Consider the following 12,000-nt stretch of genomic DNA (forward strand, 5'->3'; position numbering starts at 1 on the left):
ATGCGAACCTGTTCTATAATTTATATACAAGTGATGCACTCCATTATTTTAAAATAATGACAGACTCTTAGCTCTTAACCATAAAGTCCAACTTGTTATAAGCTGCTATTATAACTGTTTCGGCATCTCACCCTTTCAAAATTAGCTGCTAGCAGACAGGTTCTTCTAAAATTTACTAATGATTGATGCGCCTCATCAAAACTTATTTAATTTTTGTTTATGACTCATATTATACATACGGTTATATGTACTGTAAACCGCTTTTACAAAGTTTTTATAATTTACTGAAAAATTAAACTATTTTACACACGTTTTACTTTATAAGTGTAAATGTATCTATTTTTTAATATGAAGTTTTTATACGTTAATAATATAAAGATTAAGCAAAAACTTAAAATTCCTCATATACAGCAGGATCTTGGTCTTTACGTCTACCATCTTCTCGCGTAAGCGTATCTATTTTCTCTAAATCATCGCTATCTAAATAAAAATCAAAAATATCAATATTTTGAAATTGTCTGGCTACCGAGGTAGATTTTGGAATAGGGACCACGCCGTTTTGTATATGCCATTTTAATATAACCTGAGGTATGGTTTTATTATGTTTATCAGCAATTTCGGTAATCTTTTCATCATTGATAACATTCGACGCACGGCCCAACGGACTCCACGCTTGAGTGACAATGCCTTTTGATGCATTATACTTAACCATTTCTCGTTGATTGAAATAAGGATGTAACTCAATTTGATTTATGACTGGTAAAACGCCAGTTTCCTTTTCTAGTGTTTCAATATGTTCAGGTAAAAAGTTACAGACACCAATTGATTTGACTAAACCAGCTTTTTGGGCATCAATCATAGCTTGCCAAGCTTCAATATATTTACCTTGTTTCGGATTTGGCCAATGGATTAAATATAAATCCAAATACTCGACGCCCAAACGGTATATTGACTCCTGTATTGCAGTAAGCGAAGCATCATAATCTTGATAACGACCTGGTAATTTGGAAGTTATAATGATTTGATCTCGCGGTACATTACTCATTTCAATAGCCTTACCAACAGTGCCTTCATTTTCATAATTATATGCTGTATCTAATAAACGGTAACCTTGGTCTAACGCACTTACAATCGCATGCGCGCCTTGCATACCGTTCAGTTTATATGTACCGAAACCTATTTGAGGAATAATTTGCCCATCAAGCATATTTAACTGTTCCATTTATAAATACCTCCATCATTGTATAGTTATTTTGAATTATATAATTCAAAATAACTTATTCATAGTAATCAGCCTGAGCATAGAAGCTTATCTTGCATCATAAAACATAAAAGGGGAGGGTGTTTGCGTTTTTCCAAGCAGCGTTTATTGGCGCTCTCGTTAAGATGGATAGTAAAAATACAAAAAACAAGGATATTGCATAAGCACTATTAGGTTTAAGTCAATTACTTGAAGTAAGGACTATGTATAAGTGTTAGTAAATTCAAAAGAAGGCTTATAATGTCTAATCATCTTCATAAATTGAATGAAGTCGTAGCTCTCTGAAGCGTTGACGCTTTACAAGTTCAATTCAAATAGCTATTGCCAATATGATATTAAATAGGCTGAAATATCAATAGATATCTCAGCCTCTAATCTTTATAAACGCTATTTATTATTTACTTAAAACGCCTGTTTCTTGTAGATAAGCTTCATATGAGATTTCTTTAGACAATCCACCAGCAGGGTTTAAGTCAATCACACGGTTAGCAATTGTATTGATAAACTCAAAGTCATAAGATGTGAATATCATAGAACCTTTGAAATTTTTCAAACCATCATTTACCGCTGTAATACTTTCTAAGTCTAAGTGGTTAGTAGGCTCATCGAGCAATAACACGTTAGCACTTGATAACATCATTTTACTTAACATGCAGCGCACTTTTTCGCCACCTGATAAAACACTCGCTTTTTTCTTAACTTCTTCACCGCTAAATAACATGCGTCCTAAAAAGCCACGTAGGAATGTTTCAGTTTGTTCGTCTTCAGGCGCATATTGACGTAACCAGTCAACAAGATTCATGTCTACACCTTCGAAGTATTCAGAATTATCTTTAGGGAAATAACTACGTGAAGTCGTCACTCCCCATTTAACTGTACCTTCATCTGGTTCCATTTCACCAGCTAAGATTTTAAGCAACGTTGTTTTAGCAAATTCACTATCTCCAATTAATACGGCTTTATCATTAGGGTACATTGTAAATGAAATGTTATCTAACACTTTTACACCGTCAATTGTTTTCGATACATTCTCAACAAACAATAAATCATTACCAATTTCACGTTCCGGCGTAAATTTTACGTATGGATAACGACGTGAGGAAGGTTGAATATCATCTAGTTCAATTTTTTCTAATTGTTTTTTACGACTTGTTGCTTGTTTAGATTTAGATGCGTTCGCAGAGAAACGAGCAACGAAATCTTGCAATTCTTTAATTTTTTCTTCTTTTTTCTTGTTTTGTTCTTGAGCCATTCTCATAGCTAATTGACTTGATTGATACCAAAAATCATAGTTACCAACGTAAACTTTTATTTTTCCATAATCTAAGTCAGCAATATGCGTACACACATTATTTAAGAAGTGTCTATCGTGTGATACTACGATAACTGTATTTTCAAAGTTGATTAAGAAATCTTCTAACCAACTAATAGCTGGAATATCTAAACCGTTTGTAGGCTCATCAAGTAGAAGGACGTCTGGCTTACCAAATAAACTTTGGGCCAAAAGGACTTTTACTTTTTGATTGTTTTCTAATTCAGACATCTTTTTATCTTGTAAATCTGCAGAGACGCCTAAACCAGAAAGCAGGGAGCCCGCGTCTGCTTCAGCGTTCCAACCATCCATTTCAGCAAATTCGCCTTCTAATTCCGCTGCTCTAATTCCGTCTTCATCACTGAAATCTGGTTTCATATAAATTTCATCTTTTTCTTTCATAACTTCGTATAAACGTTCATGACCTTTAATTACCACATCAATAACACGTTCATTTTCGTATGCAAAGTGATCCTGTTTTAAAATTGCTAAACGTTCATTTTTCCCCATAGAAACATGACCAGATTGCGCATCCAATTCACCAGATAAAATTTTTAGAAACGTTGATTTCCCAGAACCGTTCGCTCCAATCAAACCATAACAATTGCCTTCTGTAAATTTAATATTTACATCTTCGAATAGTTTACGATCGCCAAATCGTAAACTCACATCAGTAACTTGTAACATGCATTTGCTCCTTTTTCGATAATCTAACGGACAAATTATAACACAATTATCCAGGAGTTTCGACCATTCTCAATGTGATGATGCTTGTTTCTTTATACCATGTTATAATAAATAAGAATAAATTTAAGTACGAAGGAGAACAGTATGGCCCAAGACGAGAAAAATATTGTAGGTTCCATAGAGTTTCTTGAAGTTATTGGATTAGAAGGATCTACTTACAAGTTACAAGGACCGAATAAAGAAGAAGTTAAACTCAATCAATCCGAAGTGAATGAAGAAGATGAATTAATCGTAGGCGAAGAATATAGTTTCTTTATTTATCCAAATAGATCAGGGGCATTATTTGCTACACAAAATATGCCTGATATTACCACTAGTAAATATGACTTTGTAAAAGTATTAAAAACAGATCGCGATGGTGCACATGTTGATGTCGGTTTGCCTAGAGAAGTATTAATACCTTGGATTGACCTGCCAAAAGTAAAAGATGTATGGCCCATTCAAGGTGACGAGGTGTTAGTAACGTTGCGTATTGACAGTGAAAATAATATGTTCGCACGTTTAGCAACAGAAACGATTGTAGAATCAATGTACACACCCGTATACAACGATGAAATGCAAAATAAAGTGATTGAAGCTCGACCATATAGAGTATTAAGAATTGGGAGTTTTTTACTTTCAAAAGATGGCTACAAAATATTCGTACACGAATCTGAACGTAAATCAGAACCACGTTTGGGTGAAAACGTAGAAGTCCGAATCATTGGTCATAATGAAAAAGGTGAACTTAATGGATCATTTTTACCACTCGCACACGAGAGACTTGACGAAGATGGCCAACACATCTTTAACCTATTAGTTGAATATGAAGGAGAGCTGCCGTTTTGGGATAAATCAAGCCCTGAAGCAATAAAGGAAGTATTTAACATGAGTAAAGCTGCATTTAAACGCGCCATTGGCCATTTATATAAAAATCAAATTATTACAATTGAAACTGGTAAAATAGCATTAACTAAAAAAGGATGGAGCAGAGTCGAAGACGAGTTTTCTCTATAGTTAAAAAATAATATTTGAGCACTTTTTATATCTTCCCATATAACACAAATAATTGTGTTATATGGGATTTTTTCATATTACGAATTCTAATTAATTTATCACATGCAAGAATGCAGTTGTATTAATGTTTATAGGAAAAGCACTATTGATCATAAGAGGGTATGTGAATTTTGTAAATGAAGTCAATGAATTCTTAACATAACTTTTACACTAAATCCACTTGTATTTAACAAATAACCTGTAGTATTAGCAGTGTAATAAATACATATAACTTTTGGGTTATTTATTAGGAGGATGTTTCAATGAAAAAATGGCAATTATTTGGTACCACAGTAGTTGGTGCTTCACTTTTATTAGGTGCTTGTGGCGGTGGAAATAGCGGTTCAGGCGAAGAAGGCGGAGAAGTCAAAGGCGACGGTTCATCAACAGTAGGTCCAATCATTGAAAAATTAAATGAAAAGTTCGCAAAAGATAATTCAGATGTTACAGTTTCAAACGGTACTTCAGGAACTGGCGGCGGATTTGAAAAATTCATCGCAGGTAACACTGATTTCTCAAATGCGTCTAGACCTATAAAAGATGAAGAAAAGAAAAAATTAGACGACAAAGGTATTAAATATGATGAATTCAAAATTGCGCAAGATGGCGTAACAATCGCAGTCAATAAAGAAAATGACTTTGTAGACGAACTGACTAAAGAACAATTAAAAGACATTTACTCTGGTGAAGCTAAAACTTGGGAAGATGTAAACTCAGAGTGGCCAGACAAAGAAATTAAAGCATTTTCTCCTGACCAGTCTCACGGAACATATGATTTCTTTAGCGAAGAAATTATGGATAAAGGAGATATTAAAGCTGAGAAAAATGCTGATACAAACGTGATCGTTCAATCTGTGGAGAAAAACAACGAAGGTATCGGTTACTTTGGTTATAATTTCTATACACAAAATAAAGACAAACTAAAAGAAGTTAAAATCAAAGATGAAGACGATAATCTTACTGAGCCAACTAAGAAAACAATCCAAGATGGCTCATATGCATTAAGTAGACCACTTTACATCTACACAAACGAGAAAAAATTAAAAGATAATAAAGGATTCCAAGACTTCATGAAATTTATAATTGAAGATAAAGGTAAATCAGCTGAGAGTGCAGGATTTGTTGCATTACCTGATAAAGATTACAAAGATCAAGAAAGCAAGTTAAACGACATTATTGGTAAAGATAGCGACAAAAAAGAAGAATAAACTTATTAACAATTTTTAAGGTTGGGATTCAGAAAGTGGGGGACAAAGTGATAGCAACTGCATCATTTTGTCACTCACCTTCAAGTTCAATTCATCATATTTAATCATCTAGTGAAATGCCCCTGATGTTTAAGATGAAGAACAATCCTAACCTTTGTTTTAATATTGGGAGTCTATAAGAAAGAAGGGTATTAAAATGACTAATCAGAAAATCTCTGTTAGTGAAATGATTGCTCAAAATAACGCTAAGAAAAAAGGGATTAGCGATAAAATTGTGCCAATCATTTTAGGCATCATCGCTATTTTTTCAATATTAGCGACAGTTGGTATTATTGTCACATTATTAACTGAAACAATAACATTTTTTACACGCGTACCTATAACTGAATTTTTATTTACTAAAGATTGGAACCCATTCTCTTCAACGCCACAATATGGGATATGGGCATTAATCTTAGGCACACTTAAAATTACGGCTATTGCCACATTTGTTGCGGTACCAATCGGTTTAGGCGCAGCATTATATCTAAGTGAATATGCATCTACTAGGGTTAGAAAAATAATCAAACCTATTTTAGAAATCTTATCAGGAATTCCAACAATTGTATTTGGTTTCTTTGCACTTACATTTGTTACACCTGTACTAAGAAGTATCTTCCCTGAATTAGGCAGTTTCAACTCTGTCAGCCCTGGGATTGTAGTCGGTGTTATGATTATCCCTTTAATTTCTAGTATGAGTGAGGATGCGATGTCATCTGTTCCAAACAAAATGAGAGAAGGCGCACTTGGTTTAGGCGCAACAAAGTTTGAAGTTGCAATAAAAGTAGTCTTACCAGCAGCAACTTCAGGTATTATGGCATCTATTGTCTTAGCCATTTCTCGTGCAATAGGTGAAACAATGATTGTATCACTAGCCGCAGGTAGTACACCGACTTCTTCATTAGATTTAACCGGTTCAATTCAAACAATGACTGGATATATCGTACAAGTTGCTACAGGCGATGCTACATTCGGCTCAGATATTTATTACAGTATCTACGCTGTTGGTTTTACTTTATTCCTATTCACCCTCGTGATGAACTTAATCTCACAATGGATCACGAAACGCTTTAGAGAGGAGTATTAAAATGGCTGAGACAAAAACGAAAACACTTGTTAATCAACAGACAATTGAAAAGAAACTTTCTAGTCGATTAACTACAAATAAATTAAATAAATGGGCATTTTTCGCATGTACGATGATTGGTTTACTATTTTTAGCTGCGTTAATTATAGATACTTTAATTAAAGGTGCTGGTCATTTAACACCTTCATTTTTCACTAGCTTTTCATCTTCTACGCCATCAATGGCTGGCATAAAAGGTGCATTAATAGGGACGATATGGTTAATGGTTACAATTATTCCTATTTCAATTATTTTAGGCGTTGGCACAGCAATTTATTTAGAAGAATATGCTAAAGATAACGCTTTAACTAGTTTCATTAAAGTATGTATTTCAAATTTAGCTGGTGTGCCTTCTGTCGTATTTGGTTTATTAGGACTAACAATATTCGTTAGGGGCATGGGGATTGAGGCACTTGCTTTAAGTAATTCTGTATTAGCAGCAGCCTTAACCATGTCACTGCTTATATTGCCTGTTATTATCGTTGCGAGCCAAGAAGCAATTAGGTCTGTACCGAGTCCAGTTAGGGAAGCCTCATATGGTTTAGGTGGAAATAAATGGCAAACGATTCGTAGAGTCGTTTTACCAGCAGCAATTCCTGGTATTTTAACAGGTTTTATTTTGGCATTATCACGCGCATTAGGTGAAACAGCACCACTAATATTAATTGGTATACCAACTGTATTGTTAAGCTTACCATCCAGTGTTTTCGACCAATTCCAAGCGCTACCAATGGCAATCTATAATTGGGCTAAATTACCTCAAGATGAATTCCAAAATGTGGCATCTGCCGGTATTATTGTCCTACTTGTTATTCTATTATTAATGAATGCAATTGCAATTTTCTTAAGAAATAAATACAGCAAAAAATATTAAAGTTATTTCAAAATTCAATTTAAAGGTAATGACTATTTTTGGGGAAAGATTAATCATATTTAATTTATAAATAGTCAATAAAAGGAGTTTTTAATTATGGCTAAAGAAACAATTAAAAAAGAAAAATCAGAATTAGAAACACATGCAGCTCAAAATGCAACACCTATTACAACACTAGATACAGAGCTAAAAGCTAATAAAACACCTGATAGGGAGAAAAAAATTATTTATTCTACTAAAAATTTAGATTTATGGTATGGCGATAATCATGCTTTAAAAAATATTAACCTGGATATCTTAGAAAATAATGTAACTGCTATTATTGGCCCGTCAGGTTGTGGTAAATCAACTTATATTAAAACATTAAATAGGATGGTCGAACTCGTACCCTCTGTTAAAACAGCAGGTAAAATTATCTACCGTGATCAAAACATCTTTGACGATAAATATTCAGTTGAAAAATTGAGAACGAACGTCGGCATGGTATTCCAACAACCAAATCCTTTTCCAAAATCAATCTATGATAATATCACTTACGGACCAAAAATACACGGTATTAAAAACAAAAAAGTACTTGATGAAATCGTAGAAAAATCTTTACGTGGCGCGGCAATATGGGATGAATTAAAAGATCGGTTAGATACGAACGCTTATAGTTTATCAGGTGGGCAACAACAACGTGTTTGTATAGCACGTACTTTAGCCATCGAACCTGATGTAATATTAATGGATGAGCCAACTTCTGCGTTAGATCCAATTTCAACTTTAAAAGTAGAAGAACTCGTACAAGAGCTCAAAGAAAAATATTCAATTATTATTGTTACACACAATATGCAACAAGCAGCACGTGTTTCTGACAAAACAGCATTCTTCCTTAACGGTTATGTAAATGAATATGACGACACTGATAAAATCTTCTCTAATCCTTCTGATAAACAAACTGAAGATTATATCTCTGGACGCTTCGGGTAATCAATATATGGCGATTAGGCAAAAATACGAAGGTCAATTAAAGGCATTGATTAAGGATTTACGTCGACTTGGCCTCCGTGTATATTATAATATCGAATATGGATTAAAGTCGTTAAGCGAAGAAGATAGAAACTATGCACGACAAACTATAGCTAATGACAAAAATATTAACGCATTAGAAACCGACATAAATGAAAAAGTCATCATGTTGATTACGAAACAACAACCTATTGCGACTGATTTAAGATTGATGATGGCAGCTTTAAAAATCGCTTCTGATTTTGAACGTATTGGTGATAATGCAGCTAACATTGCAGAAATTAGGCTACGTGCTAAGATTATCGATCAGTTTGTACTGACAAGATTAAATACAATGGGCAAACTTGCATTACTTATGCTCAAAGACCTCGATGAGGCAATCAAAAAAGATGACGTTACGTTGATTAAAGAAATCATTGAAAGAGATAAAGACATTGATGATTTGTACAAACACATCGTTAATACAACGTATTTAATAGACAACGATCCTTTTGTCGCAGGACAAGCTCATTTAGCTGCCAGACATTTAGAGCGTATCGGTGACCACATCAGTAATATAGCAGAGAGTATTTTTTATTTTATAACAGGCAAACGCTATGAATCATACGATTAAACAAAAAAGCACAATGGCACGGATTAAGTAAGTTCCAATACTTTGTTTGGAAACCCACACTTAAAATCGTCATTGTGCTTTTTGTATATACTGTATCTTTTACATATATTAACAGTTGCTATTCAAATTCTATCTCATCCGTCAGTTGTTCCAAGTCGTCAACTAGCTTACCTATATAGCCAATTGTAGCTTTTAATGGCTGATCAGTGGTTATGTCAATGCCAGCTATTTGAGCTAATTCTACAGGTGATGTACTTCCACCAGCCTTCAATGTATTTAGCCAATCATCAACGGCAGGTTGACCTTCCTTTTGGATACGTTGTGACATGACTGTACCAATCGTTAAGCCTGCTGAATAAGTATATGAATATAATCCCATATAGTAATGCGGCTGTCTCATCCATGTTAATTCTGCACCTTTAGTAAATTTAACACTATCTCCAAAGAATTGTGAATAAACGTCTAACATAATTTGGTTTAGCAATGGAGCAGTTAATGATTCGCCGTCATCCACTTTTTTATACACTTCACGTTGATACGCAGCTTCTAATAAATGTGTTACCATATTATGATAATATGTTCTAGAGACAATAGAACCAATAACCCATCGTTTAAATTTAGCGTCATTACTATTTTTGAATAGATAGTTAGCCATCAACATTTCGTTCATAGTTGAAGGTGCTTCTACAAAATACATTGATGGTTCTGACTCTAAATAATTTTGATGGCTTTGCGCTAATGTAAAATGCCCAGCGTGTCCTAATTCATGCGCTAAAACAAATGTTTCGGTCATTTTACCAGTCCATGAAATAAATACATATGAATGTGTAGTATATGGGCTTGCACAATAAGCGCCAGTATCTTTACCTTTATTTTGCGCAAAATCTATCCATCTATCTTGATAAGCTGTTTCAACCATTTTTAAATAATCTTTACCTAACACATTTAATGCACCATAAATATATTCTTTAGAATCTTCAATTGAAATATCTGGCTCATAATCAGGGTCTATAGATACTTTTAAATCTTCAAAATGCATGACCTCTAATCCGTGAACACGTTTAATTAATTTCGCATATTTTTGCATGATAGGTGCTAAATCACTCATAATCACATCAATTTGACGATCAAACATATCTCTAGTTACTTCTTGATCTTGCAATAAATAATCTATGACAGAATCATAACCACGTAAATCTGCTTCTATTTTTTCTTGTTGAACTTGCATATTATAAGTAGCAGCAGTGGTATGTTGATACTTATTCAACGCATCGCTAAATTTTTTAAAGCTAATTCTTCGGAATGCTTCATTGGGATGATCTTCATATTCATTCTCAAACGTGGCGTAATCTAATGGATATGTATGACCATTATGTTCAAACGACTCGAAGTCAATATCTAGCATTTTAGTGATACCATATAATTCAAAAGGACGTTCAAATACAGGTGATAAACTGGCTAATGTCTTTTCGACTTCTGGGCTAAGTTGATAAGCTTTTTTCTCTTTTAATTTTTGTAAAAAATGTGGATATTTTGATGTTGCAATATAATCATTTAAAACATCATTAGAAAGTATTAATATTTCTGACTCTACAAAAGATAATTCACTAGCAATTTTGCCGTAAGAATTTGAAAATTTAGAACTTAACGATTGTGCTTGTTCGTTCGTTGTATCTACACTTAATCTCAATTCAGCGTAATTAGCCATTCTATCTAATTGGATAAGTATGTTTGAATAGGCGTCTAACGCTTCCTCAATTGTGTCAGGTTGATTTAAACGATATACATAGGTTTCATTAAAGTTTTTCGCTAATGTAATCGTTTCGTTTAAAGTTTGATAAAAAGCTTCATCTGAATTAAATAAAGCTGTAATGTCCCAGGTCTTTTCAGAAGGGACTTCATTTCTAAATGGTAGTATTTCAGCCATTTAATCACTCCTCTTCATATACACTTAATTTAATATTAATTATACATGAAAGCACCTTAGAAAATACAATTGTTAGTTTATAAACAAACCGGAAGTATGTTAATGAATGTAACTGTATTTAAAACATTGACAATTGACGTGACTATGCCAATATTTTAATATAAAGTTATACTACTCAGGACTGAATATAAATAGGTTTTCTTTTAGTATAATTAGATTGTTATGATGACAATATATGTCGAATGATATGAGGAGCGCTATAAATGACGATTTTTGATTTGCCTAATTTTTTGTGGATTTCTTTAGTAGCTGTTGTAGTGGTTACATTATTCTGTACGCTTGTTTTGAACAAATGGTTTTCGGCAGCAATTTTAACATTTATTGTCTTGGCTATTGCTGCATTTTTAATACCTAATTTTGAAAATATTACATATGAACCGTTGTTAGGTTTTGCTGCGTTTATGGCAGTGTTAAGTTTAATTATGAGCTTTTTAATATGGTACTTTACACGTGACTTTAGGCGCAAACGTCGTGAAAAGAAAGCGATAAAAGAAATGCGTAAACGTGGTATTACGCCAGAAAACGATACAGAAGAATATAAAAGTAGATAATTTGTAAAAAGCTGGGGTACCAATTGTTATCTCAGCTTTAAGTATATATTAACGATAAGTGATCGAATTAATGTTTGGAATTATATCCTTTTTTCGGTTCAAATGTTAACCGCTTATGAATCTCGCGAGATAGAAGCCTTTTAAAACTAAGATTTCTATCTCGCGTTTTACTATTTATTATTGAGAATGCTAATGAATAAAAAGAAAGCATTTCGTATTGACCTTAACGTTACGTA

10 protein-coding genes and 1 riboswitch are annotated in these 12,000 nt (G+C 33.5%); of the genes, 7 read left to right on the plus strand and 3 right to left on the minus strand.

The window, feature by feature from the left end; all coding sequences use genetic code 11:
• Positions 1-25 precede the first annotated feature (25 nt).
• A riboswitch (Lysine riboswitch) is annotated at positions 26-204 on the minus strand.
• A 187-nt stretch (positions 205-391) separates the two neighbouring features.
• Together KA894_RS02785 and KA894_RS02790 are read right to left on the minus strand one after the other, a co-directional pair.
• A complete protein-coding gene (locus KA894_RS02785) occupies positions 392-1,222 on the minus strand; it encodes an aldo/keto reductase (RefSeq protein ID WP_096809790.1) in 831 nt (276 codons plus the stop codon).
• A 433-nt stretch (positions 1,223-1,655) separates the two neighbouring features.
• Positions 1,656-3,260: an ABC-F family ATP-binding cassette domain-containing protein gene (locus KA894_RS02790; protein WP_107643904.1), complete on the minus strand. Its 1,605-nt coding sequence runs from the start codon at positions 3,258-3,260 to the stop codon at positions 1,656-1,658.
• 144 nt (positions 3,261-3,404) lie between these two features.
• Here KA894_RS02790 and KA894_RS02795 point away from each other — a divergent pair, with 144 nt between their 5' ends.
• The 6 genes from KA894_RS02795 to phoU all read left to right on the plus strand — a co-directional run bounded on the left by KA894_RS02795 (position 3,405) and on the right by phoU (position 9,226).
• Complete coding sequence (locus KA894_RS02795; protein ID WP_103373434.1) at positions 3,405-4,316, plus strand: CvfB family protein; 912 nt, start codon at positions 3,405-3,407, stop codon at positions 4,314-4,316.
• A 302-nt stretch (positions 4,317-4,618) separates the two neighbouring features.
• On the plus strand, positions 4,619-5,563 hold the full coding sequence (locus KA894_RS02800) for a PstS family phosphate ABC transporter substrate-binding protein (protein ID WP_096809793.1): 945 nt from the start codon (positions 4,619-4,621) through the stop codon (positions 5,561-5,563).
• Positions 5,564-5,759: 196 nt separating this feature from the next.
• Positions 5,760-6,689 (plus strand): phosphate ABC transporter permease subunit PstC, encoded by a 930-nt coding sequence (gene pstC / locus KA894_RS02805; RefSeq protein WP_096823805.1) that lies wholly within the window; start codon positions 5,760-5,762, stop codon positions 6,687-6,689.
• Position 6,690: 1 nt separating this feature from the next.
• The gene (gene pstA / locus KA894_RS02810) at positions 6,691-7,602 is read left to right on the plus strand and encodes a phosphate ABC transporter permease PstA (RefSeq protein ID WP_103373433.1); all 912 of its coding nucleotides are present in this window, start codon (positions 6,691-6,693) and stop codon (positions 7,600-7,602) included.
• A 96-nt stretch (positions 7,603-7,698) separates the two neighbouring features.
• A complete protein-coding gene (gene pstB / locus KA894_RS02815) occupies positions 7,699-8,574 on the plus strand; it encodes a phosphate ABC transporter ATP-binding protein PstB (protein WP_096809796.1) in 876 nt (291 codons plus the stop codon).
• A gap of 7 nt (positions 8,575-8,581) precedes the next feature.
• A complete protein-coding gene (phoU, locus tag KA894_RS02820) occupies positions 8,582-9,226 on the plus strand; it encodes a phosphate signaling complex protein PhoU (protein WP_115342170.1) in 645 nt (214 codons plus the stop codon).
• Positions 9,227-9,344: 118 nt separating this feature from the next.
• Here the strand turns inward: phoU and pepF are convergent, their stop codons facing one another.
• A complete protein-coding gene (pepF, locus tag KA894_RS02825) occupies positions 9,345-11,153 on the minus strand; it encodes an oligoendopeptidase F (protein WP_119488091.1) in 1,809 nt (602 codons plus the stop codon).
• 263 nt (positions 11,154-11,416) lie between these two features.
• On the opposite strand from pepF, the gene KA894_RS02830 reads away from it, so the two are divergent.
• Positions 11,417-11,764 carry a hypothetical protein gene (locus tag KA894_RS02830; protein ID WP_103373431.1) on the plus strand — a complete coding sequence of 116 codons (348 nt, stop codon included), beginning with the start codon at positions 11,417-11,419 and terminating at the stop codon, positions 11,762-11,764.
• Positions 11,765-12,000: the final 236 nt, after the last annotated feature.

Origin of the sequence: Staphylococcus sp. GDY8P131P, assembly GCF_017891975.1 — a bacterium.
Classification (GTDB): domain Bacteria; phylum Bacillota; class Bacilli; order Staphylococcales; family Staphylococcaceae; genus Staphylococcus; species Staphylococcus nepalensis.

Excerpts from the sequence above, each read along its gene's own strand:
- KA894_RS02785 (WP_096809790.1), bottom strand. The coding sequence starts at position 1,222 with ATGGAACAGTTAAATATGCTTGATGGGCAAATTATTCCTCAAATAGGT.
- KA894_RS02790 (WP_107643904.1), bottom strand. The coding sequence starts at position 3,260 with ATGTTACAAGTTACTGATGTGAGTTTACGATTTGGCGATCGTAAACTA.
- KA894_RS02795 (WP_103373434.1), top strand. The coding sequence starts at position 3,405 with ATGGCCCAAGACGAGAAAAATATTGTAGGTTCCATAGAGTTTCTTGAA.
- KA894_RS02800 (WP_096809793.1), top strand. The coding sequence starts at position 4,619 with ATGAAAAAATGGCAATTATTTGGTACCACAGTAGTTGGTGCTTCACTT.
- pstC (WP_096823805.1), top strand. The coding sequence starts at position 5,760 with ATGACTAATCAGAAAATCTCTGTTAGTGAAATGATTGCTCAAAATAAC.
- pstA (WP_103373433.1), top strand. The coding sequence starts at position 6,691 with ATGGCTGAGACAAAAACGAAAACACTTGTTAATCAACAGACAATTGAA.
- pstB (WP_096809796.1), top strand. The coding sequence starts at position 7,699 with ATGGCTAAAGAAACAATTAAAAAAGAAAAATCAGAATTAGAAACACAT.
- phoU (WP_115342170.1), top strand. The coding sequence starts at position 8,582 with ATGGCGATTAGGCAAAAATACGAAGGTCAATTAAAGGCATTGATTAAG.
- pepF (WP_119488091.1), bottom strand. The coding sequence starts at position 11,153 with ATGGCTGAAATACTACCATTTAGAAATGAAGTCCCTTCTGAAAAGACC.
- KA894_RS02830 (WP_103373431.1), top strand. The coding sequence starts at position 11,417 with ATGACGATTTTTGATTTGCCTAATTTTTTGTGGATTTCTTTAGTAGCT.